Origin of the sequence: Kribbella sp. NPDC058245 (genome assembly GCF_042882005.1) — a bacterium.
Taxonomy (GTDB): Bacteria; Actinomycetota; Actinomycetes; order Propionibacteriales; family Kribbellaceae; genus Kribbella.
The window spans coordinates 1-24,920 of the sequence record NZ_JBHVWY010000005.1 but is presented as its reverse complement, the minus strand read 5'-3'; the positions used below and the strand labels follow the sequence as shown (position 1 = coordinate 24,920).

General features: G+C 67.3%; 26 protein-coding genes. 11 read left to right on the top strand and 15 right to left on the bottom strand.

The genetic code is table 11. The features are described from left to right. Nucleotides 1-3: 3 nt before the first annotated feature. The 5 genes from uraH to ACFVWG_RS12320 all read right to left on the bottom strand — a co-directional run bounded on the left by uraH (nt 4) and on the right by ACFVWG_RS12320 (nt 2,776). Nucleotides 4-312 (bottom strand): hydroxyisourate hydrolase, encoded by a 309-nt coding sequence (uraH, locus tag ACFVWG_RS12340; protein WP_391543298.1) that lies wholly within the window; start codon nt 310-312, stop codon nt 4-6. After that, nucleotides 309-803, bottom strand: a complete 495-nt coding sequence (gene uraD, locus ACFVWG_RS12335) for a 2-oxo-4-hydroxy-4-carboxy-5-ureidoimidazoline decarboxylase (protein ID WP_391543297.1) — start codon at nt 801-803, stop codon at nt 309-311. Before uraD ends, uraH begins: the two co-directional genes overlap by 4 nt. 50 nt (nt 804-853) lie before the next feature. Continuing rightward, complete coding sequence (locus ACFVWG_RS12330; RefSeq protein WP_391543296.1) at nt 854-1,213, bottom strand: helix-turn-helix domain-containing protein; 360 nt, start codon at nt 1,211-1,213, stop codon at nt 854-856. Continuing rightward, nucleotides 1,206-1,445: a thiamine-binding protein gene (locus ACFVWG_RS12325; protein WP_391543295.1), complete on the bottom strand. Its 240-nt coding sequence runs from the start codon at nt 1,443-1,445 to the stop codon at nt 1,206-1,208. The genes ACFVWG_RS12330 and ACFVWG_RS12325 overlap by 8 nt, the downstream gene beginning before the upstream one ends. 173 nt (nt 1,446-1,618) lie before the next feature. Next, entirely contained in the window at nt 1,619-2,776 is a 1,158-nt protein-coding gene (locus ACFVWG_RS12320) for a DUF6986 family protein (RefSeq protein WP_391543294.1), read from the bottom strand. A gap of 77 nt (nt 2,777-2,853) precedes the next feature. Between ACFVWG_RS12320 and ACFVWG_RS12315 the strand changes: the two genes are divergently transcribed. Further along, the gene (locus ACFVWG_RS12315) at nt 2,854-3,615 is read left to right on the top strand and encodes an IclR family transcriptional regulator (RefSeq protein ID WP_391543293.1); all 762 of its coding nucleotides are present in this window, start codon (nt 2,854-2,856) and stop codon (nt 3,613-3,615) included. Nucleotides 3,616-3,677: 62 nt separating this feature from the next. On the opposite strand, the gene ACFVWG_RS12310 is transcribed toward ACFVWG_RS12315, so the two are convergent. Both ACFVWG_RS12310 and ACFVWG_RS12305 read right to left on the bottom strand, forming a co-directional pair. Beyond that, nucleotides 3,678-4,463, bottom strand: coding sequence for a hypothetical protein (locus ACFVWG_RS12310; protein WP_391543292.1), 786 nt, complete (start codon nt 4,461-4,463; stop codon nt 3,678-3,680). Between the two features lie 212 nt (nt 4,464-4,675). Continuing rightward, the gene (locus tag ACFVWG_RS12305; protein WP_391543291.1) at nt 4,676-6,826 is read right to left on the bottom strand and encodes an MMPL family transporter; all 2,151 of its coding nucleotides are present in this window, start codon (nt 6,824-6,826) and stop codon (nt 4,676-4,678) included. 81 nt (nt 6,827-6,907) lie between these two features. Between ACFVWG_RS12305 and ACFVWG_RS12300 the strand changes: the two genes are divergently transcribed. Continuing rightward, complete coding sequence (locus ACFVWG_RS12300) at nt 6,908-7,237, top strand: PadR family transcriptional regulator (protein WP_391543290.1); 330 nt, start codon at nt 6,908-6,910, stop codon at nt 7,235-7,237. On the opposite strand, the gene ACFVWG_RS12295 is transcribed toward ACFVWG_RS12300, so the two are convergent. From ACFVWG_RS12295 to ACFVWG_RS12285, 3 genes are all read right to left on the bottom strand, one after another. Continuing rightward, nucleotides 7,214-7,870: a permease prefix domain 1-containing protein gene (locus ACFVWG_RS12295; RefSeq protein ID WP_391543289.1), complete on the bottom strand. Its 657-nt coding sequence runs from the start codon at nt 7,868-7,870 to the stop codon at nt 7,214-7,216. The genes ACFVWG_RS12300 and ACFVWG_RS12295 overlap by 24 nt on opposite strands. Nucleotides 7,871-7,932: 62 nt before the next feature. Next, nucleotides 7,933-9,294, bottom strand: a complete 1,362-nt coding sequence (locus ACFVWG_RS12290) for a gluconate:H+ symporter (RefSeq protein WP_391543818.1) — start codon at nt 9,292-9,294, stop codon at nt 7,933-7,935. A 624-nt stretch (nt 9,295-9,918) separates the two neighbouring features. Beyond that, nucleotides 9,919-10,347: a hypothetical protein gene (locus ACFVWG_RS12285; protein WP_391543288.1), complete on the bottom strand. Its 429-nt coding sequence runs from the start codon at nt 10,345-10,347 to the stop codon at nt 9,919-9,921. A gap of 95 nt (nt 10,348-10,442) precedes the next feature. Here ACFVWG_RS12285 and ACFVWG_RS12280 point away from each other — a divergent pair, with 95 nt between their 5' ends. The 5 genes from ACFVWG_RS12280 to ACFVWG_RS12260 all read left to right on the top strand — a co-directional run bounded on the left by ACFVWG_RS12280 (nt 10,443) and on the right by ACFVWG_RS12260 (nt 13,679). Beyond that, on the top strand, nt 10,443-10,880 hold the full coding sequence (locus ACFVWG_RS12280; protein WP_391543287.1) for a MarR family winged helix-turn-helix transcriptional regulator: 438 nt from the start codon (nt 10,443-10,445) through the stop codon (nt 10,878-10,880). A 163-nt stretch (nt 10,881-11,043) separates the two neighbouring features. Next, nucleotides 11,044-11,538, top strand: a complete 495-nt coding sequence (locus ACFVWG_RS12275; RefSeq protein WP_391543286.1) for a SigE family RNA polymerase sigma factor — start codon at nt 11,044-11,046, stop codon at nt 11,536-11,538. 29 nt (nt 11,539-11,567) lie between these two features. After that, complete coding sequence (locus ACFVWG_RS12270) at nt 11,568-12,341, top strand: hypothetical protein (protein WP_391543285.1); 774 nt, start codon at nt 11,568-11,570, stop codon at nt 12,339-12,341. Then, complete coding sequence (locus ACFVWG_RS12265) at nt 12,338-13,411, top strand: hypothetical protein (RefSeq protein ID WP_391543284.1); 1,074 nt, start codon at nt 12,338-12,340, stop codon at nt 13,409-13,411. Before ACFVWG_RS12270 ends, ACFVWG_RS12265 begins: the two co-directional genes overlap by 4 nt. Nucleotides 13,412-13,505: 94 nt before the next feature. After that, nucleotides 13,506-13,679, top strand: a complete 174-nt coding sequence (locus ACFVWG_RS12260) for a CsbD family protein (protein WP_391543283.1) — start codon at nt 13,506-13,508, stop codon at nt 13,677-13,679. A gap of 86 nt (nt 13,680-13,765) precedes the next feature. On the opposite strand, the gene ACFVWG_RS12255 is transcribed toward ACFVWG_RS12260, so the two are convergent. After that, a complete protein-coding gene (locus ACFVWG_RS12255) occupies nt 13,766-15,331 on the bottom strand; it encodes a molybdopterin-dependent oxidoreductase (protein ID WP_391543282.1) in 1,566 nt (521 codons plus the stop codon). Nucleotides 15,332-15,366: 35 nt separating this feature from the next. Then, nucleotides 15,367-15,834 (bottom strand): nuclear transport factor 2 family protein, encoded by a 468-nt coding sequence (locus ACFVWG_RS12250; protein WP_391543281.1) that lies wholly within the window; start codon nt 15,832-15,834, stop codon nt 15,367-15,369. Nucleotides 15,835-15,912: 78 nt separating this feature from the next. On the opposite strand from ACFVWG_RS12250, the gene ACFVWG_RS12245 reads away from it, so the two are divergent. Next, nucleotides 15,913-16,407 carry a winged helix-turn-helix transcriptional regulator gene (locus ACFVWG_RS12245; RefSeq protein WP_391543280.1) on the top strand — a complete coding sequence of 165 codons (495 nt, stop codon included), beginning with the start codon at nt 15,913-15,915 and terminating at the stop codon, nt 16,405-16,407. Nucleotides 16,408-16,450: 43 nt separating this feature from the next. Further along, entirely contained in the window at nt 16,451-16,705 is a 255-nt protein-coding gene (locus ACFVWG_RS12240; protein WP_391543279.1) for a hypothetical protein, read from the top strand. On the opposite strand, the gene ACFVWG_RS12235 is transcribed toward ACFVWG_RS12240, so the two are convergent. Beyond that, nucleotides 16,694-18,304: a hypothetical protein gene (locus ACFVWG_RS12235; RefSeq protein ID WP_391543278.1), complete on the bottom strand. Its 1,611-nt coding sequence runs from the start codon at nt 18,302-18,304 to the stop codon at nt 16,694-16,696. The two genes, ACFVWG_RS12240 and ACFVWG_RS12235, sit on opposite strands and share 12 nt — an antisense overlap. 133 nt (nt 18,305-18,437) lie before the next feature. On the opposite strand from ACFVWG_RS12235, the gene ACFVWG_RS12230 reads away from it, so the two are divergent. Continuing rightward, nucleotides 18,438-20,633, top strand: coding sequence for a right-handed parallel beta-helix repeat-containing protein (locus tag ACFVWG_RS12230; RefSeq protein ID WP_391543277.1), 2,196 nt, complete (start codon nt 18,438-18,440; stop codon nt 20,631-20,633). Nucleotides 20,634-21,623: 990 nt separating this feature from the next. On the opposite strand, the gene ACFVWG_RS12225 is transcribed toward ACFVWG_RS12230, so the two are convergent. Both ACFVWG_RS12225 and ACFVWG_RS12220 read right to left on the bottom strand, forming a co-directional pair. After that, nucleotides 21,624-22,742 (bottom strand): acyl-CoA dehydrogenase family protein, encoded by a 1,119-nt coding sequence (locus ACFVWG_RS12225; protein ID WP_391543275.1) that lies wholly within the window; start codon nt 22,740-22,742, stop codon nt 21,624-21,626. Between the two features lie 13 nt (nt 22,743-22,755). After that, a complete protein-coding gene (locus ACFVWG_RS12220) occupies nt 22,756-23,808 on the bottom strand; it encodes an acyl-CoA dehydrogenase family protein (protein ID WP_391543273.1) in 1,053 nt (350 codons plus the stop codon). A 324-nt stretch (nt 23,809-24,132) separates the two neighbouring features. On the opposite strand from ACFVWG_RS12220, the gene ACFVWG_RS12215 reads away from it, so the two are divergent. Next, on the top strand, nt 24,133-24,920 hold a 788-nt coding region (locus ACFVWG_RS12215; RefSeq protein WP_391543272.1), incomplete at its 3' end, for a hypothetical protein.

Genomic DNA, 24,920 nt, shown 5'->3' with positions numbered 1-24,920 from the left:
CGGTCAGCTCCCTCGGTAGGTGGAAAACGCGAACGGGCTGAGCAGCAACGGGACGTGATAGTGCCGCTCGTCGGCGACCGTGAAGGTCACGGAGACCTCCGGAAAGAAGCTGTCCGGACCCGCATATGCGGCGACGTCGAACCAGAGCCGGTAGGTCCCGTGCTCCAACGTCGGCGCCAGCTCAGCGATCCGGCCGTCCTCGTCCGTCGCACCGGTCGCCAGTACGACGTCCCCCCGATAAAGCCGCACCGGTACGCCGACCGCCGGCCGACCCGATGCCGTATCTAACACGTGCGTCGATAAACTACTCACGCCGTCACCAACTTATGAAGTCGCAGCAACGCGATCTTGCGCAGCTCCTCATGGACAACGACAGCCTCAGCAGCATCGTCATTTGTCAGTCGTTCCTGCAGGCTGCCCAGCATCTGCGCAGCGGACAATCCCGTTGCACAGATGAGAAAAACACGCCCAAAGCGGTCCTCGTACAAGCGGTTGCCCTCAGCAAGCGCTTCACGGACCCCCAGATCGTCGCCGACACCGGACTGCTCAGTGCGGGACCAGGCAGCCTCAGTACCCGCGCCCTGCGGCCGATCACCGATCCGCGGGTGCGCCCGAAGCGCCCGGTCGACCTCGGAGGAGTCGAGTTCGCGCGCCAGTTGATCCGCGACCGCGGTCAGGACGCTGCGATCGCCGTACGGGCGCTTGACGAGGATTCCGTCGACCCAGCGTGGCACGTCACAGCAGCTCGCCAGCTCCGGGCGCAGCCGGTCGGCGGGCGCGGCGTTGAACTCCACCAGATCCATGACCGAGAGCCTGGCATCCCACCGGGCCCTCCGTCAACAGTTTGTTGAATTTAACGGGAGCGATTCAGGTAGTTGTAGACGGTGAAGCGGGTGACACCGAGCGCCTCGGCGACGATCTCGGCCGACTTCCGGTACTCGAACGCACCGCGGGCCTCCAGCAACAACACCGCCTGCTGCTTGTCGGTCCGCGACAACGAGTTCAGCGGCCCGCCGAGTTCACCAGCAACCTCGGCGAGCAGACCCTGTACGCCGTCGACCGGCTTGGGCGTCAGCCGGACCGCGACCACCGGTTTCCCCTTCCACAGCAAGGGAATGTCGTCCTCAGCCGCGTCACCAGGCGCGACCAGTTCAGCGTTCAGCCGCTCGATCAGCGGGGTGATCGCTTCGACCAGCGGATGCGGTTCAGGCATCGCGTCGTACCTGCAGCGTCACCTGGCTCGCACCCCCAGCGAAGGCCGCCTCGAGCACCTGCGGAAGCGCGGACAACACGTCCTGCTGCTCACCGCGAACCTGCGTACCCAAGGGGCCGAACTCGCAGTCGAGCCCAGCCTCCTCCGCGGCCCGCAGCGCCTCGGTCACGTGCGCGGGTGGCGAACCCTCGACATCGAAGGGTTCAGTGGTGAACTCGGCAACCAGTCGCATGAGGCGAGGCTAGCGGAGTGTCGCGGGTAAAGCTCGAGTGCTGGCGGTGTCCAGGTGGGTGCATCGCAAGGCGGAGGGGAAGCCTCGATGCTTTTCCATCGTGGCTTTCCCTCCAACGCCGCGAGGTGCCCGCCTGGGCGCCGCCAGTGCCGAGATTTAGCCGCGACACTCCGCTATGGTCGCCGAGCGAGTTTGGCGAGCTCGGCGAGGTCGAAGTCGATCTCCGACGCGTCGATCGCGCCACAATCGAGGCCGCGCAGGACGAAACCAGCGAGCGCCACCGCGGTCGCCGGCTCGTCGAGGTAGCCCGACGAGCCGTGGCCGAGATAGGCGCTCAGCCTGGTCGCGGCCTGGTCGAAACCCTCGCGATAGAACAGGTACGTCGCGAGGAATCGGGTCGGGAGTTGGCCCGGATGCATGTCCCAGCCCTGATAGATGCCGCGGGCAAGCGAACGCCGTACCAGCCGGAAGTGCAGTTGCCACGCCGCGTGGATGCCATCGCCAACCGGCAGCACGTTGGTCGAGCCGTCCGACACGAACACGCCGGTCCCGGCCGCGGCCAACTGCATGACGTCCTTGGCGTGGTCGGCGACCGGATGCTCCATGCTCTGGTACGCCGCCGCGACGCCGAGCGAGGCGCTGTAGTCATACGTCCCGTAGTGCAACCCGGTCACGCGAGACCCGCCGGCCTTGAGCATCCGCGCAATCAACGCGGTCCCATCGGCACCCAGAATCGCCTGCGGCGTCTCCACCTGGATCTCGAACTTCAAAGAGGTGCCATACGCACTATCCAGCGTCTGCAGGACGTGCACAAACGCCTCGACCTGCTCGACCGACGTCACCTTCGGCAGCGTGACCACAAACCCCTCGCGGACCCCACTTTCCCGGACGAACAAGTCCAGCGTCCGCAACGATCGCCGCCGGGTCGGCGCCTCCAGCGACTTCACCCGCAAGCCGTAGTACGGCGATTGTGGCGCAATCCGCGCGGCCGCGACGGCTGCCGCATCCTCTTCCGCATCGGGCCGATTCCCGTACCCGTCCTCGAAGTCGATCCGGAGATCCTCGATCGGCTCCCGCTCGAGCTTCGCCGTCATCCGGTCATAAACCTCAGCGGGGACATCCAGTACGGCGGCCAGGTCGTGACCGGTCAGCGCCGCCCGCGCCTGTGATCCCCAGTCGGCGACGGTTTGAGCGTCGTACCGGTCGGCCGGCACGTAAACCGTGTGGACCGGCTGCCGCACCCCGCGGTCCCCCGGGTAATCGGCAGTCAGCGCCGCGTCGGCGGCCGCCAGCCGCTGGTCCAGTTCGTCACCAAGCTCGTCCAGCCCCATGGGCTTGCCTCCTCGGGTTTCCGTATTGCGGAGACTAATATCTACTGTGCGGAAGCATCAAGGCGAAGGGTGGCGCGATGACGGAACCCAGCGGTAAGGGCCGTACCGGCAGTGTGCAGTCGATCGAGCGCGCGTTCGGGCTGCTCGAGACGATGGCCGACGCCGGCGGGATGATGGGGCTGTCCCAGCTGGCCACGGCCTCCGGCCTGCCGCTGCCGACGATCCACCGCCTGGTCCGCACCCTGGTCGACCTGGGTTATGTGCGTCAAGAGCCGTCGCGGCAATACATCCTCGGGCCTAAGCTGATCCGCCTCGGCGAAAGCTCCTCGCGCCTGCTCAGCGTGTTCGCGCGGCCGCATCTGGCCCGCCTGGTCGACGAGCTCGGCGAGTCGGCCAACATGGCCATGCTCGACGGCGACCAGATCGTCTACCTCGCCCAGGTCCCGTCCCGGCACTCGATGCGGATGTTCACCGAGGTAGGTCGGCGAGTACTCCCGCATTGCACCGCTGTCGGCAAGGCGATCCTCGCGGGCTATCCCGAAACGGCGGTCCGCGAGCTCCTCGCCCGGACCGGCATGCCCGGGCACACCGAGAACACGATCACCACGCCCGATGCCTTCGCCGCTCAACTCCACGAGGCCGCGCGATCCGGGTATGCGACCGACGAGGGTGAGCAGGAGCTCGGCGTACGGTGCGTGGCTGTCGCCGTACCGGATGGTCCCAGTCCGCTGGCCATCTCCGTCTCCGGCCCGGCTCCGCGCATGACCGAGGCCCTCGTCGCTCGGGCTGTCCCGCTCCTCACCCAGGCAGCCACGGCCTTGTCGAACGACCTCCGCTAACAGCAAACGAGCGGCGCCGGCCCTGGAGAAGGACCGGCGCCGCATTCACCTCGTCAAACGGCTCACGTTCCCGGCTTGGGGTAGACCCGGTTCAGGACCTCGAAGTCCTGGCTCGACGGGTGCAGCGACCAGCCGGCAGCGATCCGGCCCTGCTTCATGCAGGAGTTGGTCGAGGAGTTGTGGTCGAGTCCCAGCGCGTGGCCGAGCTCGTGGCAGGTCGACTTGCGCGCCTGGTTGGTGCCGGCCATGTGGCTGGCGAGATAGACGCTCACCGGGCCTTCCGGTGCGTTCGCATTCCAGTAGGTGACGCCGAACTCATCCGGTCCGGCGTTGTAGGTCCGGACGTCCACACAGTGCCGTCCGCCACCCGGGCAGCCCTGGGTGTTCCAGCGGTAGTAGGCGTCGATGCCGGGCGATTGGTACCAGTCGGCCACCGCATCGGTGACCGGGAACCCGGCGGGCGTGTAGTCGAGGAAGTAGACCTGCGGGTCGTTGAACGGACCGTAGCTCCAGGCGTGGTTGCACCACTGAGCGGCGGTCCCGTACGTCACGCAGGCCAGCAGGCCCATGCCTCCGCCCGGCGGCGTCTCGCCGGCCGCCAGGACGTTCTTCCCCTGTGCTCGCAGGGAGCGACGCAGCGCCTCGGGGCTTCCGGCCGGCTCGTGCAGTCCGACTCTGAGCTCACCGTTGGCCAGCCGCTCGACGGTGTAGACGTCGCCGTTGTCGACCGCGGCCAGTTTCGATCCGGTGTCGGGTGGCGCGGCGCCGGCCGGTGATCCGGCCAGGCCGACGGTGAGTGTCGCGAGGACTGCGGCGGCAGCAGCCAGGCGACGATGGATACCTGTCATGAAAAACCCTCCCCAGGGGTACCCGGGTGACGCTGATTACCTCACGTCGTCAGTCGCTCACCCGCCGATCACTCTAAAAGGCCGCCGGACCGCGTCACAGCATTCGCGGGAGACTGCTCAGCATTGACGTTAAAACCCAGGGAACCGCAATTCGTCGGGGTAAAACAATTCGCCGCGTATGTAATCAAGCAATTGATGCGCTACATCAATAACTAATCCTTTTCCAACGCGATCTTCGGGAGCACGCGATCGAGGCCGCGAGGCAGCCACCACGCGCGGTCGCCGAAGAGCCGCAGTACGGCGGGGACGATGACGCAGCGGATCAGCAAGGCATCCAGCAGTACGGCGGTGGCCAGGCCGAGGCCGAACTGCTGCAGCATCCGGTCCGGGCTGAGCAGGAACGCGGCGAACACCACGATCATGATCGCGGCCGCTGCCGTGATCACACTTCCGGTCGCCGCCAGCCCTTCCCGAACGGCGGCCCGCGAATCCTTGGTACGACGCCATTCCTCGTGGATCCGCGAGACCAGGAACACCTCGTAGTCCATCGACAGCCCGAACACGATCGCGAAGATCATCACCGGCACGAACGCCTCGATCGGACCGGGCTGCACCCCGAACCACCCCTGCTGGAACACCAGCGTGATGACTCCGAGCGAAGCGCCGATGCTGAGCAGGTTGAGCACCGCGGCATTCAGCGGGATCAGGACCGACCGGAACACCGCCATCAGCAACAGCGCCGACAGTCCGACCACCACCAGCACGAAGATCGGCAGCCGCTTGCTCACCGCAGAAGCGAAGTCGTCGGAGGCCGCGGTCGAACCACCGATCAGGTACGTCGCTCTGGTCTGCGACTCCAGCGCCGGCAGGGTCGTCTCCCGCAGGTGTTCCACCAGTTTGCTGGTCGCGGCATCCTGCGGCCCGGAGGTGGGGAACGCGAGGAGGGTCGCGATCTTGCCGTCGGGCGTCAACTGCGGCGGAGTCACCGCGGCGATTCCCGGATCGGCGGCCAGCGCCTTCCCGAGCGCGTCGGCCGCGGCCTGGTCGCCTTCCGAAACGACCACCAGCGGACCGTTGAAGCCGGCCCCGAAACCCTCGGCCAGCAGGTCGTACGCCTTCCGGCTCGTCTTGGCCGGGTCGTCCGTGCTCGCATCCGCGAACCCGAGCCGCATGTCCAACGCCGGCAACGCCAAGGCGACCAACGCGACAGTCCCCAGCAGCAACGGCACCCACGGCCCGCGCTGCACTCCGGCCGCCAACTTCCGCCAACCATCACCCGGCGTACGGCGTTGCTTCGCAGCGTGCTTGCGGATACTCCGCTCGATCCGCTTCCCGAACAGCGTCAGCAGGGCCGGCAACAGGCTCACCGCGGCCAGCATCGTCACCAGCACGGTGAGCGTCACTCCGAGCGCGATGCCTTGTAGCGATCCGAGTCCGAGCGCAAGCAGGCCGAGCAAAGCGATCACCACAGTGCATCCGGCGAACATCACCGAACGCCCGGCAGTGTCCAGCGCCCGCGTCGAGGCGGTCAGCCGGTCGACACCGTCCTTCAGCAATTCATGCCGATAGCGGGAGAAGATCAGCAACGCATAGTCGATCCCGACACCGAGCCCGACCAGGATCATCACCGGCGCCGTGTAGCTCGGAACCGAGAAGAAGTGCGACGCCAGCACCAGCAGACCGAGCGTGCTGCCGACAGCGAAGACGGCCGTCAGCAACGGGAGAGTTGCCGCAAGCAACGATCCGAACAGCAGCACCAGAATCACCAGCGCAGCCAGCAGACCAGCACCCTCGGAGGCGCCACCCGCACTCTCCGACGCACTTCGGGCCAGATCACCGCCGGCCTCCACCTGCAGCCCAGGGCCGCCGATGTCTTGCGTCCGCTGGATGATCGTCCGCACATCCGCCCCCGGCATGTCCGCGGCCGCGACATCCAGACTGACAGTCGAGTACGCCGTACGTCCGTCCTGCGAGAGTGATCCGGGTGCAGTGAACGGGTCGGCCACCGAAGCCACGTGCGGCAGGTCACCCACCACGGCCAGCATCGAGGCGATCCGGGACTTTTCCGCAGCCAGGCCGCCATCTGCGCGCAGCACGAGCTGTACCGAGCCCGTCTCGCCCCGGGGCTGATGCTCGGTCAGGAGGTCGCCGACCCGCTGGGAATCGGTCCCCGGGAGCGAACCGCCGTTGTCGTAGCTCGCACCGATCACGGTCGATGCCGTCGTGATCGCGGCCAGCGCGATAACCCAGAGCACCAAGGCGATTCCGGCATGCCGCATCGACCAGCCGGACACCCGGTGTAGCAGTCCGGGGCGTTCACTCACCTTCCGCGGCGGGCGTCGTACAGGGGTGTCCACGGCCATTTCGGTCTCCTCATGTCTTCATAGGTAGATCGTCTACATGTCGCCTCTCGACATTAAGGCACGAATAGGTAGACTGTCTACATGGGGGCGGATGCGTTGCGTGGACACTTGGACCCGATGATCCTGGCGATCGTCCAGGCCGGGCCGCTGCACGGCTACGCGATCATGGAGGCGCTGCTGGAGCGCAGCGGCGGCGTGCTCGACCTGCCGACCGGGACCCTCTACCCCGCGCTACGCCGACTGGAGCAGGCCGGATACCTGGCCGGTGAATGGAGCACTGTCGACGGGCGCAAGCGCCGGACCTACAGGCTCACCGCAGAGGGGCAGCGGATGCTCGCCGCCGGCAAGGAAGAGTGGTTCACCTTCCGGACCGTCGTCGAAGGGGTTCTAGGAGGTGCGCGCCAGGCGTAGACAGCGGCCGGCCTGGACAGTGACGAAGAGCAGCGGCAGGATGACGAATCCCGCGACGACGCTCAGCGCCTGGACGTCGATCGGGTACGGGTTCAACGTCACCATGCAGATGCTGATCGCGCCGACAGCGACCGCGCTCACCAGCGCGAACTGCGCAGTCACTCGGCTGACGTGATGCCGCACGAGCGGGAAGCGCTGCCCCACACCGGTCGCGATGACCGCCAGAACCGCACCGGCGATCGACAGCATGCCGACGGTCTGAACCGCCCACTGCAGTACGTCGTTCAGTGCGCTCGGCCGATCCGGCGCATCATTCCAGCTCCAGACGCCGTCGAGCCAGACGATCGGCTGCGCGATCAGCGCCAGGAACAGCAACATCGCGGTCCGCCGGCTCTGACTGACCGCAAGCTCTGCGCGGTAGCCCGGAACCACGTCGGACAGCTCCCCGAAGTCGGCCACCGCCTCGCGCTCGGCCTGCTCACGATCCAACCCGTCGGCCTCGAACGCTTCGGTCGCGTCCGTCAGGTGGTCCCGCGCCTCGGCCAGCAGGTCCGCCCTGTGGCGCCGCGGACCTGCGAGCGATTGACGCAGTGCGGTCAGATACTCATCGACCGGCGTACTGGCGCTGCGCATAGCTATGAGTATGGGTGACACCGGCCCGGAACACACCCGGTATCTCCCTGAGTCTCCCCCGGTCAGAGGATGGCGGAGAGCAGGAGGGTCATCGCCAGACCCATCACGGAGATCACGGTCTCCATCAGCGACCAGGTCTTGATGGTCTCCCCGACTGTCATCCCGAAGTACTCCTTGACCAGCCAGAAGCCGGCGTCGTTCACGTGCGAGAAGAACAGCGAACCCGCACCGATCGCAAGCACGATCAGGGCCACCTGCGTCGTGTTCTCGCCGGCCGCCAGGGGCGCGACGATGCCCGCGGCGGTCACCGTGGCGACGGTCGCGGAACCTGTCGCGAGCCGGATCAGTACGGCGACGATCCAGCCGAGCAGGAGTGCCGAGAGGTTGGCCGCGATCGCGATCTTGGCGATCGCAGTCCCGGTGCCGCCGTCCACGAGCACCTGCTTGAATCCGCCACCGGCGCCGACGATCAGCATCACGCCTGAGATCGGGAGCAGGCTGGCGCCGATCTTGCGGCCCAACACGGGCACGGTGAAACCGATCGCCGTACCGAAGGTCACCATCGCCAGCAGGACCGCGAGCAGCAACGCCGTGACGGGATCACCGATGAACTGCAGCACCGGGTAGATCGCGTTCTTCGGGCTCATCCAGATATCCGACGCAGCCTTCAGCAACATCAGCACGACCGGCGCGAGCACGGTCACCAACGTCACGGCGAACGAGGGCGTCTTCTTCCGCTCACTGTCACCCGATGCGCCGGTCACCTCGAGCGCCGTACCGGCCGCGCCGATCGGCACCCACCGCGCCGCCAACCGCCCGAACAAGGGGCCCGCGACGATGACCGTCGGGATCGCGACCAGCAAGCCCAGCGCGAGCGTGATGCCGACGTTTCCACCCAGTACGCCGATCGCCGCCAGCGGACCGGGGTGCGGCGGCACGAAGCCGTGCAGCACCGACAAGCCCGCGAGGGCCGGGATACCCAACAACATGGCCCGCGCGCCAGAACGTCGTACCGCCAGAACCACCACCGGAATCAGCAGCACCAGCCCGATCTCGAAGAACATCGGGATCCCGATGATCGTCGCGACCAGCGCCATCTTCCACGGCAGACTCACGGTCCGCCCGCGCAGCAGCGTGTCCACGACCTGATCCGCGCCACCCGAGTCCGCGAGCAACTTGCCGACCATCGCACCGAGCGCGATCAGCACACCGACGTACCCGAGCACGCTGCCGACGCCGGCCTCGTACGACTTCGTCACCGCCCCGGCGCCGATCCCCGAAGCCAGTCCGACGAACAACGCACCGATCGTCAAGGCCAGGAACGCATGCAGCTTCACCGCGACGATCAAGGCAACGATGATCCCGATCCCCACCGCCGCCACGATCAGCACCCGCGTGTCATGCCCGTTCCACGACGCATGCACATCGCCGCCAGCCGCCAGTACCTCAGTCCCGAACACAGCACCGCCTCCAGACAGCCATGACGCACCGTGGTGTATCCACCACCAGCAGTCTTACACCACTCCGCGCCATGCGGGTCGGGTATGGGGGCGTGCACTCCCCGCAGGGGCCTTGAACAAGTTATGCCTTGTTCAAGGCCCTCAATTCCTGTCTCTCCTGCTCGATGTGTGGGTGGTCCGACGTTGCCGGGAATCGGGGTTTCGCGGGGTCATGGGGTGGCGGCCGCGGCCGGGCGGGAAGCTGGGATGGATGTGCCGGGTGCGTACACACCGACTGTTAGTACGCTCACCGGCCGCCCGTCCCAGAACCACTGTCACGCTGCTGCACGACCATGACGACTGCGCATCGACAGTCCGTCTGTACACCCGCGACCTCGACGGTGCTGCCGGTCGCGTCGCGGCGGCGGTTCCGGGCAGGACACATCGCTCCCCAAACCGCTTTGGGGAGGATCCAGGACGGATTACGGGGGTGGATCCACCCCAAACCTCCGCGCAAGAGGCGTGTGTTCCTTGGGTAAGCCCCAGGTACGCCTCTGCTACGCATGCCACCCTGGGGCATTGCCTTGCCGTCGCCCGGCCCGGTCCCGCTCAGGCTCCGGTGGTGGAGCCTGGGCGGATGATCATCAGGACGGTGACTGTTGCCCAGAGCAAGTTGAAGCAGCCGGTGAGCATGCCTAGGCGGGCGGTGGCTTTGGGGGAGACTTCTGCGGTGGTCAGCATGGTTCGCTGGGCGGGCAGGATCAGGAGGCCCAGTACGGCGGCAGCGAGCGCGGTGAGGATGATCGAGGCGATCAGCCAGGGACTGCCCAGGACGTGCATGACGTTGGCCAGCGTGAAGCCGAAGAGCGGGACGGCGATGCCGACGAGCGCGTAGACGTTGCAGATGCGGTGCAGGACGCGGACTTCTGTCGTCGCACCGCGGCGGGCTACTGCGGGGAACATGCTGGCGGCCACGGCCACCGGGCCGATCGCCAGGATGGCAGCCAGCACGTGGAGTGACAGCAGAACCTTGGTCACGGTGTCTCCGAGCGGTGGATGGGCCGGGCTTCAGCCCAACTGTAAGCCAAACTGATACCAGAGGTTCTGTCGGGGCGTGCCAGTAGGGTTCAGGTATGGCGGGTGCTGGTACACCGACGAGCGGATCCGTGGCGCTGATGATGGTGGCCGCGGGACGAGCGCTGAGCCGGCGAGTGGAGGACGTGCTCGCACCCCTGGGCCTCACCCTGCGTCACTACGGCGCGCTGGCGCACCTCTCCCGCCGCCCGGACCTGTCGTACTCCGACCTGGCCCGCCGCGCCGGCATCACTACTCAGAGCATGCATGCCACCGTCCGCGCCCTCGAAGAGGTCGGCGCCGTCACCCGAACCCTCCCCGGCCACGGCCACGCGGCGCGCCTAGAAGTCACCGAACAAGGCCGGCAACTGCTCGCCAAAGCGGGAGCAGCCGCCGAGCGGCTGGATCTGGAGCTGTTCAGCGACCTGACCGACCAAGAGCGTGATGCCTTACGCGTCGGCCTCCTGGCCCTCGTTCCCCGCCCCGACACCCGCTAAGCCGCAGCAAGTCCGGTTAGCGTCCGAAAACACGCCGACCACGTGCTGCGGCCGTTCGGACGTTAGCGCGATGAACGCCGGGCGCTCACTGACCGACGTGGGCGGCTGACCCCGGGGTGTGACCTGATGGATGGCTCAGGGCGTTGGTAAGGGTGTGACGGCGATGAGCTCCACTGAGGTCGACTTCGAGGCGTTTGCGCGGGCGAACACGCATCAGCTGTACCGGACTGCGTGGTTGCTGACGGCGGACTCGCATCATGCGGACGACCTGGTGCAGGAGACGCTCGGGAAGTTGTTCCGGGTGTGGGGACGGGTTCGGCGGGTGGAGAAACCGGCGGCTTATGCGCAGACCGTGCTGACTCGCACGTTCATCTCGCAACGACGGCGGCGGAGCTGGCACGAGCAGCCGACGGACGTCGTACCGGATCGGTCGGCTGATGGTGAGGATCACGAGCTGCGGCTGTTGCTCGTGCAGGCGCTGGCGGGATTACCGGCGTTGGATCGGGCGGTGCTCGTCCTGCGGTTCTTCGAAGATCGCAGCGTCGAACAGGTCGCGGCCGATCTCGGGAAGAGCGCCGGGGCGATCAAGAACCGGACGGCTCGGGCACTCGTCCGGGTCCGCGCGGTCCTCGGCGACGACACCTTCATCGCTCGGTGAGCACAGTGACGAGTCAGGAGAACGACCCCATGGACACATCCGACAACCAGCTGCCGCACCTGATGCGGCGCGCGACCGAGACGCTCGAGCCCGAGTATCCCGATCTGGTCGAGCGCGGGATGCAGCGCGGCGTCGTACTGCGGCGTCGCCGACGGGTACTGAGTGTCGCGGCCGGAGCGGCAGCGGTCGCGATGACAGTCGGCGGGATTGCCGTCGTACAGGCGAATGTCGGGCCGCGGGCCGAGCAGCCTCCGGTGGCCGGTTTCAGCGCACCGATACCGACGGCCGCAACCACGAAGCCGACTGATGAGGTGTGGGCGAAGCCCGTTCCGCCGCGGCCGGCCACGCCTGCCGAGACGCTGACGACGCTGCGGGGGCTGGTTCCGGGCAACCTCGAGACGTCCGGCGGGAAGACCTGGGGTGACGACTTCATCGGCGCCGGTCTGCTCGTCGATGACGGGCACGGGAAGTCCTGGCTGGAGCTGAGCGGCATCAACACGGTCAAGTACGACCCCAACTGCACCGACGTGCCGTCGACCCAGCACTGCAAGGTCCAGCCGGACGGCTCGTTCCTCCGGACGTACCAGATGAAGGACGGCTCGATCGTCTACAACTCCGTCGTCCTGGAGTACCCGGACCGCCGCAGCATGAGCCTGACCAGCACGAACACGCTCAGCCTGGACAAGGACGCGACTCCGACGCGCCCCGAACCGCCGCTGTCCCTCGACCAGCTCGTGGAGATGGCCTACAGCAAGAGCTGGGTCTTCCCGGCCGCCAACTACGGAAAGAACCTGAACCGATGATCCTTCGCAAGACCGCACTGGCCCTTGCATTGACCGGTGCCCTGATGGCACCGGCGCTGACCGCACAGGCCGCGCTGACCTGGACGATTACGCCGACCAAGTCGCAGCCGTCCACGCTGGACGACATCGACGCGAAGGGCGGCGAGACCTGGGCGGTCGGCACCGACCTGATCGACTCCTTCAGCGATACCCGTCCGCTGGCGTTCCGCTGGAACGGCACTCGCTGGGTCGAGACCCCGCAGCCGGTGCGCACGAACGCGACGCTCAACGCCGTGGCCGTGGCGAGCGCCAAGGAGGTCTGGGCGGTCGGCGAGGATCGCGCCGTACCGGAGAAGACCAAGCCGTTCGCAATGCGCTGGAACGGTACGGCGTGGAAGGTCGTCCCCGGACCGAAGACACCGACCGGGTCCTTCAGCGACGTCTCGATCGCGCCGGACGGGACGCCGTGGGCGTCGGGCTGGGCGGACGTCAACGGGAGCGAGCACGCCGTCGTCTACCGCTATGTGAAGGGCGCGTGGCAGCAGCTCACCACCGGCCTGGAGAACTCCATCAACGGCAACACCCTGACCGTGCTCTCCGCAACCAACGCTTGGCTCGGGCTGAACGGCGGGATGGCGCACTTCGACGGTAAGACCTGGAAGCTCGTCGACGAGGTACCGGCCGATGGTTCGCAGATCCCCACCGACCTGGTGGCGGCGGGCCCGAAGAACATCTGGGCCTCCGGCGTCGCGCACACCTCGAAGGGCGAGCGACCGCTGGTGCTGCATTACGACGGCACGACGTGGACGCAGCTCCCCACCCCGGCGAACTCGTCGCAGCTCTACGGCATCACCCTGTACGGCGGCCTGCCGATCGCGGTCGGTGAGAAGTTCGAAGAGTCCGACAGCACGATCACCGAGCACCCGCTCGTACTCGGCCTGAAGAACGGCGCCTTCGTCGAAACCACCAGCCCCGCCGCGAAGATCGGCACGCTGACAGGCGTCGCGGCAGTCGGCAACCGCCTCTGGACCGTGGGCATGCAGCGCCAGCCCGCCAGCGATCCGACCGCCCTGGCCGCGCACGCCGGCTAGTCGAGCGGTGAGCTTTGCCACAGCGGATCGACCGTGACGTCTGCTCGCCTCGGCTTGTCCTCCCGATGACAACCGAACTTCGAAAGGGACGACGATGAGCTTCGCGGACAAGGCCAAGAACGCAGCCGAGGACCTGGCCGGTAAGGCCAAGGAGGCCGTCGGCAAGGTGACCGGTGACGACAAGCTCGAGGCCGAGGGTCAGGTCGACCAGTCGACCGCCGACCTCAAGGGCGCGGGCGAGAAGGTCAAGGACGCCTTCAAGCACTGAGAACGATTCGAGCGAGGGGGCACCGGCAACGGTGTGCCCTCGCTCAACCTTCTCCAACTGCGACAGCTTCGGCCAGGTCAGGCCTGTTAGGCGTCGACGCTGAAGACGACGTCATGCAGACCGGAGGAGCCGTTCGGGCGTGGAGCGGCCAGGTCGGAGGTCTGTAGTTCGCCGGCGCCGTCGGTGGCGCGGACGGTCAGGCGGTGCATGCCGGGCGTCGCGTTCCAGCGGAAGGTCCATTGCCGCCAGGTGTCGATGGTGTTCTCGGCAGCGAGCTTGGCGGGCTGCCATTCGCCTTCATCGACGCGGACCTCCACCTTGCGGATACCGCGACGCTGCGCCCAGGCGACACCGGCCGCGACGACCGGGCCGGCCTTCAAGGTGGCGAAGCCCTTGGGGACCTCGATCCGCGAGGCGGTCTTGATCGGCGCCTCGACGGCCCAACCGCGATCGGTCCAATAGGCCTTGAAGTCCTGGAACCGGGTGACCTCGAAGTCCACGATCCATTTGGTGGCCGACACATAGCCATACAGGCCCGGGACGACCATGCGGACCGGGAAACCGTGCTCGAACGGCAGCGGTTCGCCGTTCATCGCGACCGCGAGGATCGCGTCCCGGCCATCGGTGAGCGCGGCCAACGGCGTACCGATCGTGAGGCCGTCGACGCTGGTCGACTTCACCGCGTCGGCTCCGGTTCGGACGCCGGCCTCGGACAGCAGGTCGGCGATCGGGACGCCGATCCAGCGGGCATTACCGACGTACGGGCCGCCGACCTCGTTCGAGACGCAGGTCAGGGTGATGTCGCGCTCGATCAAGCGGCGTTCCACCAGGTCAGCAAGGGAAAGGCGCAGTTCCTTGTCGACCATGCCGTGGATCCGCAGCTCCCACTTGTCGGGGTCGGTGCGCGGTACTTCGAGCAGGGTGTCGACGCGGTAGAACTTCGGGTTCGGCGTGACGAAGTTGCTGATCCCTGGTACGTCGACCTGCACACCAGCCGGTACGGCGGCCGCCGGGTCAGTGGGGACCGGGACCAGGAACTTGTCCCGGAGCGCGGCACCCGCGCGGACCGGGAGAACCTTCGTCGCCGTCCATCCGGCCGCACCGGCGACCGCCAGCGCGGAGACCGCGACGAGGAAACGGCGCCGGTCGAATCCGTCCGGCTGCTCCTTTTCCCGCGGCGTGGGCGACTCCAGCACCGGGTGAAAGGCGCGAGTTACCAGGAACATCCCCGCCACCGCGACGACGAGCGTCACGATCGACGGCAGCACCCGATCCACGACCCCGGAGGCGGCCGACCGGCTGAAGATCGCGAAGGCCAGACCAACCAGGCCCAGCCCGGCCGCGATACCGACGGCGATCACCTTCGAGCGCCGGCTTCCACGGCTCGCGATGAACCCGGCGATCCCCGCGACCACGGCCAGCACCACACAGATCCCGAGCCGCAGCAGCGGTCGGTCGTTGGTGCCCAGCTCGCGGACGGCCCAGTCCTTGACCGGCCCCGGCGACATGTCGATGACCTGCACCCCGACCGCGTCCACCGGCCACGGACCACCCGTCACGGCCGCGATCAGATAGCCGATCGCCAACGCCGCAGCCGCCGCCACAACCCCACCGACCGCGCCCGCGAACCGCCGTACTGCTCTCGTCGCCATAGTGCTGCTTCGGAGCCGAGCCGTCGGCGGATGGTTCAGCCGGCAGGAACCAGGTCCGTGATCGGAGCAGCATGCGCCTCGGCGTAGCCGGCCGCAGCCAGGCGATCCAGCGCCGCCTGCAGAACAGCGGTGTCTTCCAGGGTCCGGACCTCGGTGATCTTGCCCCAGCGCATCCGGATGAACTGGTTGACGACGTTCTGGTACCGCGTGCCGTCCGCCAGACCGCAGTCAACCGTGACCGCAGTGGCCACGCGGGTGTTCCAGGGCCATCCGGAGACCAGAACCTCGTCGACGGTGAAGCGGGTCTCGGGGAGTAGCCGGAAGGCTCGCTGCCACCAGCGGCGCAACGCCTCGTGGGTATGACGCTCGCCGGACAGCGCGTGGTCGCCGTAGAAGCGGTAGGTAAAGGTCGGGGCCATGCCCTGGACCATGGCCTCCCAGTTGCCCGCGGTGATCTCGGCGAACGCCTTACGGACCTGAGCTGCTACGAACCGGTGGTACATCGATCGCTCCTTCGGGTCGGCTTCCCCACCAACCTACGGATAGTGCGTTCAATAATGCAACTGACTAGGATGCAGGTCATGCGCAACACATCGTTCGCCGGATTCCACTGCTCCCTCGCGCAGTCGCTGGAGGTGATGGGCGACTGGTGGTCGCCGCTGATCCTGCGTGATCTCTACCTGGGACTGGACCGGTTCGAGCAACTGGTCACCGACCTGGGAATCTCGCGGAACCTGCTCACCAGCCGGCTCCAGGCGATGGTCGACGGCGGGCTGGTCACCCGGACGCCGTACCAGGAGAATCCGGTGCGGTACCGCTACGGGCTGACCGAGGCAGGCCGTGAACTGCTGCCGATCCTGATGGCACTGACCGCCTGGGGCGACCGGTGGGTGACGCCGGCCGGCGGCCCGCCCATCCAGTTCACCCACACGACGTGCGGTCACCGGACGACGCCGACCGTCGCATGCTCCGAGTGCGGCGAACCGCTCGACATCGAACACGTCACCCCCACACCCGGGCCTGGCGGTCGCACCGCTCCGGGCACCGCCCTGATCGCCACGGTGCTGGGCCACTAGGTCGCGTACGCCGTGGCCGCGAGCTCGACGAAGGTTCGAGGTCATGCAGGAGTTGGTCGCGTCGGCACCGAAGATCGTTGTCCCCGGCCACGGTTCCGTCGGCGACACGCGGCTGCTCGTTGACGTCCGCGACTACCTGACCGAGCTGCGCGACGAGACCTGGGTACGGCGGGATTCCGCCGTACCGGAGGAGACCATCGCGGCGGACGTGCGTTCGCTGATGATCGAGCGGCACCCGGACTGGCGGCTGCCCGAGTGGATCGAGCGAGGCGTCGGCTGCTTCTGTTCAGAGCACTAGATTGTTGCCGACGACAAGGTTCCGGACGCCCTTGGCTTCGACGAGGACACCGCCTTCGTAGGTGTTGTCCTCGATCCGAATGGTCTCGTGAACCGGTTCGTCCGTGACCGTGTTCTCGGGATGGATCAGGATGACGGGGTGGTTCGGGGACGGACGGCGGAAGACGTTGCGGCGGATGGTGAGGTCGTGCACAGGGCCGGATTCGTACCAGCTCGACGCATCGCCCGAGATAAAGATCGACGCCATGTCCAGACCGTCGAAGACGTTGTCCTCGATGACCGATCGGCCGCGCGTCGTCAACAGGATGCCGCGGGTCGGGATGTTGCGGAAAGTGTTGCCGGCGATCCGGACCGCCGGGGTGTAGGTGATGTTCTCAACCGCGAACGCATCCGGATCCGTGGCAACCTCAGCCGGAACGTCTCGGTCGCTGGTGATGCTCATGGTCGTCAGCGAGCGTGAGTCCCGGCCGGTCGGTCCGGTCACGGCGGTCACGACCGCTTGGCCGACCGCGCGGAGACTTGCTCGGTTGACGATCTCGAGCTCGTCGCCGAAGTGGAACTGCGGGAAGCCGGCGGTCTCGTTGTGCGCGTAGCGCAAGTGCAGCGTGCGGCCGTCGACCGCGGTGACCGGGAGGTAGGTGCCGTGGATGTTGATCGCGTCGTCGTGCGCCCCGTCGAAGGTGTTCCCGACGATCGTGATCGTCCCCTTCACGCCGGACATCTGCACGAAGTCCGCGAACGCCGCCGCGATCCGGCCGGTCGACCGGTCGGCGACGAACTCGTTGCCCTCGACCACAATGTCCTCGCTGAACTGGCCGAGGATGCCGAACCCGTGCAGGTAGCGCGCCTTCAGATTGGTGACCGCGACACTCTTCGACTGCCAGATGAATCCGGCTGCGGTATCGCGCGTGACCTCGCGCAATGAATAGACCATTCCGAGCCCGTCCGGCGTCGTCTCGTCGCGGTAGTCGATCCGCAACCGCCGCTCGCCGAGATCGGTGACCGACACGAGGTTCTCGAACAACCACGCCGGCCGTCGGCTCGCCAGGCCCGCGACGGGGTCGAACACCTGCTGCCCGACCCCGAGCACGTCGGTCGAGTGCCGCCAGTACGGCGTACCGTCGTACGGGCTGGGGTCCGTCATGAAGGAGAGTTGGCCGCTCTCGACGACGTACGGGCTGCCGGCGGGGACGGTCACGACGCGGTAGCCCGGGCCGGTCTCGATGACGGTCAGATCGACGATGCGCGGGGCCACTTGGTCGAACTCGAAGTTCGTGATGGTCACTCGGCTGGACCCGATGACCGCGAAAAGTCCGAGTTGGCCGTGCAGTTCGAAACGCGAGCCTTGGCCGTCGATCGTGAGGTCGTCGATGCCCTCGACGTACAGGGCGAATCGCTTGTCCCGGAAGGCCGGATCGGCGCCGACCGTGTTCGAGAGGTACAGCTCATGCGGGACCGCCCGGTCTGGATAGAACCGATACGTGCCGGTGGGGAAGACCACTTGGCGGGGACCCGGAAGGTTGCCTGCGGCCTCGATCGCCGCGGCCACGGCCGCCGTACTGTCGGCGATCCCTGAGCGGTCCGCCCCGAACTCCGTCACGTCAAGCACGCTTGATCGTACATCATATAGGAAATGTCGTGACAGGAAGCGGACAGGACTCCGGGGAGCTCAGCGGGGTGCGGGACGGTGGCCGTCCCTGCGGCCAACGCCCCCCGAACCGCGAAGGAATCCGATGAAGAGACGACAGGTGGCCGGCGTGGCAATCGCCGGCCTGATGGTTCTTGGCCTCCCGCCCACCTTGGCCGGTCCAGCGGACGCCGCCGGCCGGACGTTGACGGTCGGGAAGTCGGGAGCGCAGTACAGCACGATCCAGGCAGCGGCCGACGCGTCGCAGCCCGGGGACACGATCCTGATCTCGGCCGGTACGTACCAGGAGGCGCTGAAGCCGAAGAGTGGCGCGTCCGGGCAGGAGATCGTGTACCAGGCCGCGCCCGGAGCCCGCGTCGTACTGGACGGCAACAAGACGCTGAAGTCCGGGAATGGTCTGCTCAACCTCGACGGGAAGTCGTGGCTGAAGTTCGACGGGATCGTGGTGACGAAGTCGCCGACGCACGGTGTCTACGGCAACGAGTCCAGCCACATCACCTTCACCAAGTGCGAGGTGTCGTCGTCGTCCAACGGTGGCCTGGTGCTGCTCAACGGCAGTGACTTCGTCGTCGACGGGTGCGACATCCACAACAACAACGACAAGGGCACCAGCGCGTCCAACGAGGCGCTGTCGATCGGGTACAGCACCCGGTTCGAGATCCGGAACAGCCATGTGCACGACAACGGCGAAGAGGGCATCGACGTCAAGTACAGCGACAACGCCTTCGGGGTGATCCGGAACAACGTCGTGAACGACAACCGCGGGCCGAACATCTACGTCGACTCGTCATCCGGTGTCGAGGTCAACGGCAACACGTCGTACGGGGCCAAGGAGTCGACCAAGGCCGGGATCGCGGTCGCCGTCGAGACCCTGTCGTCGTCCAAGAAGGCGCAGAACATCAAGATCCTGAACAACGTCTCCTACCGGAACGCCGGTGGCGGTATCTCGTTCTGGAAGGAGAGCAGCGGGACGATCTGGGCGATCTCGATCATCAACAACACGATCGCGAACAACCCCAAGCCGGGGATCGTCGGAGCGTCGGAGGTGAGTGGGTCCGGGAACGTCGTCCGGAACACGATCTTCGCCGGCAATGCGACCGGGATCGGCGGACCGTTCACGTCAGACCACAACCTGACCAGCGACACGGGATTCGTTGACCCAGGCAACGGTGACTACCACCTGCGCGAAGGCTCGTCCGCGATCGACGCCGGCAGCGCGAGCGGCGCCCCGGCCGCCGACCGCGACGGCGTCGTACGGCCGCAGGGCAACGGGTACGACATCGGCGCCTACGAAGGCGCCGGCGACGGCGGCCCGACCGACCCGCCGACCGACCCGCCTGGTGATTGGGACCCGCGGCAGCCCGGCCCGTCCGACCTCTACACCGCGACCGACGGTTCGGTGAGCTACTTCCGTACGGCGATCGGCGCGAACCCGCGGCTGGACTCGGACTCGGCCGCGATCGTGAACAGCATGGGTAGCAACACTCCGCGCCTGAACGGCCCGGAGTGGCAGATCACCATGTACACCGCGAGCAACTCCGACCCGCTCTACCACCCGGAGTTCAACCAGAACTGGGGTTGCTCGGTCGGCGACGGCATCCACATCCCCGACTACGCCACCCGTGAACTTCCCGGCGACGGCGATGCGTGGGTCGTCGTCTACAACAAGGACGACAAGACCGTGAAGTCGATCTGGGGCGCCAGCAAGAACGACGGCAGCTGGAACGGCGAGTGCGGCGGCACCTGGCCGGCCGCCAGCGGCGGCGGTACCGAGTCGAAGACGGCCGGCGTCGGTAACGGCGCCGAAGTACAGGCAGGCGCCGGCTTCATCCTGAACAGCGAGATCGCCACCGGAAAGATCGAGCACGCGCTCGCCTTCACCTCCCGCACGACCTGCGGCAACTTCCGCAAGCCGGCCGGCAAGTCCGACGGCAGCACCGGCGGCGCCTCCTGTGTCCCCATGGGCGCCCGCCTCCAACTCGACCCCTCCGTCAACTGCGCCGGCCTGTCCGGAGCCTCAGCCGGCGAGAAGATGATCTGCGTCGCCCTGCAGCAGTACGGCGGCTACGTCCTCGACAGCGGTGGCCCCGGCCCGATCAGCGGCATCGGCATCGCCGGCGACGACCTCACCGACCCCAACCGAGCCCCCTGGCAAACGCCCGGCAACGGCATGCGGTCCGGCGGCATCCTCAACAAAGTCGGCCTAGACGGCACCACCGGCTCCCTCAGCCACATCCCCTGGACCAAACTCCGAGTCCTAGCCACCTGGAACGGCCAGTAGAAACCTAGTAGTCGGCGGCGACACCCGCAGCCCATACTCAAGGCTCAACAGAGCCGAGAGAACAGGTGGGCGGGGTGTCGCGGTCTGTTAGCAGCCCGTCTCGCGTTGACGTCCGAAAGAACCACGGGCGTGGTCTGCGTGGGCGTGGTCTGCGGATCTTCGGACGCTGACTGTGGTGGGCGCGGTTGGGTCGGGTTTGTGGAGTGCTGCTTTGGCTGGTGGCTGGTGCGCTATGGCTCCCCGAACCGGTTTGGGGAGAGTTTGCGCGGCCCGGAACGGGATGTGGGGAGGATTTGCCCCCCGAATCGGTCCCATATCCTCCCCACACTGGTGGGACGCCGACCCGAATCCTCGGGAACCGGTGGGGGGAGGCGGCCTCTGGGCGGGGTCGGTGGCTGGGGAGTTCTCCTTGTCGTTGCCGGGGTGTAGCGCTGCCCAACGCCCCCGGGCGCGGCTTACGTCCGAAGGCACGCCATACCAGGTGTGGAGGTCCTTCGGACGTCAGCTCGGCGGCAGGCCGGTTGACACCAACCCTGACCCACTAACTCACCGGCATTGGGGTTACCCCATGAGGTGGTGGGTTTTGGGCTCTCATGCGGGTGTATAACCCACAAGCTCACTGGTGAACCCACCAGATGCCGCCCACCCAACCCCGTTGACGGGCCGGCCCACGACGTTGGCGGTGGGCCACCCGCACGCGGCTAGCCCACCCGCAACGGGATGGGTCAACCCATCAAATGGGGAGCACCGGGGGTCCGAAAACGCACCGACCCTTCGGACGTTACGAGGGCACGCGCCAATGTCCGAACGATCGGAGAGCCCGTCTCCGGTCCTTCGGACGTTACAACGATCACCACGCTAACGTCCGAACGATCGGAGGGCCCGCCTCCGGTCCTTCGGACGTTACGAGGGGCGCGCGCTGGTGGCGGTTGGAGGGGCAGACCGGCCGGGGTTGGGGCGGGACCCCGGCCGGTCTGCTGGGCGGGTGGATCAGGGGGTGAGGGTGGGGCGGTAGATGGCCGGGGTTTGGGTGAGGTTTTCGGCCAGCTGCTCACGGAGGCGGTTGGTGGCGAAGGCGCCTACTACGTTCATCTGGGCGTCTCGGTAGTGGCGTTCCACCTCATGGCCTTGGGTGACCCCAGCGGCGCCGTGGATCTGTACGGCGCGCTGGGTGACCTCGACGGCCATCTCGGTGGCGTAGACCTTGAGCATGCCGATCAGTTCTTTGGCCGAGTGGCCGGCTACGCGTTCGGTGGCGGCCCGGAGGGCCAGGACGCGGGCGGCGTCGAGTTGGGCGCGGGATTCGGCCAGCTGGGCTTGGACGCCTTCCATGTGGCCTAGTGCGCGGCCGAAGGAGACGCGTTCCCGCGCGTGCCGGACCGAGGCGGCCAGGGCGGACTCGCCCGTGGCGATAGCGGCGACGGAGACGAGGAGCCAGCCCCAGGTCATGCCTTCGGCGAGTTCGGTGAAGGGGACGGGGATGACGTTGGCCTCGTCGACGTGGGCGTCGGTGTAGACGATGCCGCCCCAGGGCATGCCGCGCAGCCCCATGTGTGGGATGTCGTAGCGGCGGACACTGGGCTGGTCGAGCTCGACGAACGCCAGGCACCACTCAGGACCGTCGTCGCCCTCAACGCGTTCACGGCGGGCGAGGGTGACCGCGATGTCGGCGCGGGGTGCGTTGGTGATGCGGGACTTCTCGCCGCTGATCGTGAACCCGTCGCCCGTACGGCGTACCAGGGTCTGATAGGTGGACGCGTCACTCCCGGCCGCGGTCTCGACAATCGCGAACGCAGCAAGGCGTTCACCGGTGACGAGCGACCGAACCAGGTCGTGGTGCTTCTCATTCCCGTAGGTCCGCAGCAGGTTGCCGCACAACAGGGCCGAGACGGTAGCCGTCCAATAAGTACCGGAGCAGGCACGAGCGAGCGCCTCCATCGCCGCGAGCTGAGCAGCGGCATCCCCGCCGGTACCGCCGAGCGAAGGGGGATGGAAGACGCCGAAGTAGCCGCTGGCAACGAGTTCCTGCCAGTTCTCGACGGGGATCGAGCCGGTGGCGTCGACCTGGGCGGCGCGGGCGGCGATCCCCGCGAAGGATGTGGTGGTCATGAGGTCCTCACGGTCAGCCGAGGTTGAGGAGGGCGGCGGCGATGGTGGGGCGCAGGAGCTCGGCCCCGCTGGAGACGAAGAAGCGGGCGTCGCGATGGGCGCGGTCGACCAGCTGCCCTTCGTCAGGACCGGCGGGACCGGCGAGGTCGGCAGCTGCTTCAGTGACAGCCCGTACGGCGCTTGTGGTGAAGAGCCGGGCAGCGGCGGCGTCCTCATAAACCCTGGCGGTGGGCTCGTCGAGGCCCGCAGCGACCTGCGCGAGCAGACCGCCGACGAGTTCGTTCTGAATGGCCAGATCAGCCAGCGTGAACCGAGCCGACTGCGAATGCCCAAGCGGAGCACCGAAAACCTCCCGAGTGCGAACTGCCTCCAGTGCGTCGCTCTCCAGAGCACGCAGAACCCCCAGCCACGCAGCGCTGACAAAAACCCAATCCAGTACGGCGAGCAGCGGCTCAACCTCCGTCGCCGCAGAACCCACCCCACCCAGTACGGCGGACGCCGGCACCTGGCAGTCCTCCAGAACGACTCGTCCCCACGGGCAAGTGCGAAGCGCGGCCGGCGTCGTCTCGTCAACCCGCAGACCAGGTGTATCAGCGTCAACCAGGAAGGCGGTCCGGGATCCGGTGCTGTGCTCGGCGATCACCAGGAAGTGATGCGCTTTAGGGCCTAGGGCAACCAAATCCACCGAACCGGACAGCAACCACTCATCAGCCGCCGCCCGAACCTTCACCTCACCCCCAAGCAGTGACAACCCACCGATCCACTCACCAGCAGCAATCGGCGGCAGGTAACGCTCGCGCTGCGCAGCGGTCCCGAACACCCGCAGCGGCACCGTCACCAGAACCGCGTGCGTAGCAACAGCAAGAGCGAGCCCAGGATCCTGCGAGCCCTCCCCCAACGCCGTCAGCAACGCACACGTCTGTACGGCGGTCATCCCGCCGCCGAAGGTGCCCGGAACCGTCAGGGCCTTGAACAGGGTCTCGTCCCATTCGCGGTGCACGTCACGGGCGGCAACGGTCGGGCGAGCGAGATGGCCGGCCAACTGCCGGACCTGCTCGATCACCACCCCGGCATCATCACCGCCGGCCCCAGGGAATTTCGGAAACACAATGCATCCCTTTCCCTTCACAATGGATTTCGAAAAACCGTATCCGCGATTCCCCAGCAGACCCGGAACCATCACAGAAAACCACCGGTCGGCAGATTTCGACACGTACTCTCGCGCGGGCTCACAACGCTCCACAATCCTTGACACAGACCTCCTTGCCCCGTCTGGTCCGGCGCCCGCAAGGTTGTGAACAGCTCGCGAAGCCGCCCCGCTCTCCACAGCCGAGGCTGCCCCGCGACCACCGCCCACCAGCAGCCGAAGGACCGAGGGAGCACACACGCAATGGAACCAGCAGTCAATTCCGACGACGGGCAGGAAATCCGGCCCCGCTTGTCCGACGCCACCTTGCGGGATTCCGCACATATGGCCGGTGTCGAATTCGGGCCGCAGGACGCCGCCGTCATCGCCGATCTCCTGGTGAAGACCGGGATCGAGCTCGTCGAGGTCGGCATGATCTCGGGCCCGAACAGCAAGGACGCGGACCTGATCGAGGCCACCCACGAGGCGATCGGCCCGGAGCGCAGCATGTCGCTCGTGGTGGTCCGGGACCGCCAGCAGGTCGCCACCGCGCTGGACGAGGCGCAGCGACTCGGCGTCCACCACATCATGTACTCGATCCCGACCTCGGAGCAGCACGCCAAGCTCAAGCTCGGATCGCCCAGCCCGCGCTTCCTCGAGGCGCTGGCGAAGTCCGCCATCACGCAGGCCAAGGACCGTGGTTTCCACGTCACGTTCAGCGGTGAGGACGGCGCCCGGACGCCGAAGGAGCGCCTGGTTCCCTACGTGACCGCGGGATTCGCGGTCGGCGCCGACCGGTTCCGGGTGGCCGAGACCGTCGCCTACCTGTCGCCGTGGCAGATGCAGGACCAGATCGCCAGCCTGACCGAGATCGACGGCGCGGAGATCGAGATCCACTCCCACAACATGCTGGGGATGGCCGTGGCGAACTCGCTCGCCGCGGTCCGCGCCGGTGCCCAGTGGATCTCCGCGACCGTCGGCGGGATCGGCGAGCGGGGCGGCAACGCGCCCCTGGCCGAGCTGCTGATGGCGCTCCGCATCGTGCACGGCGA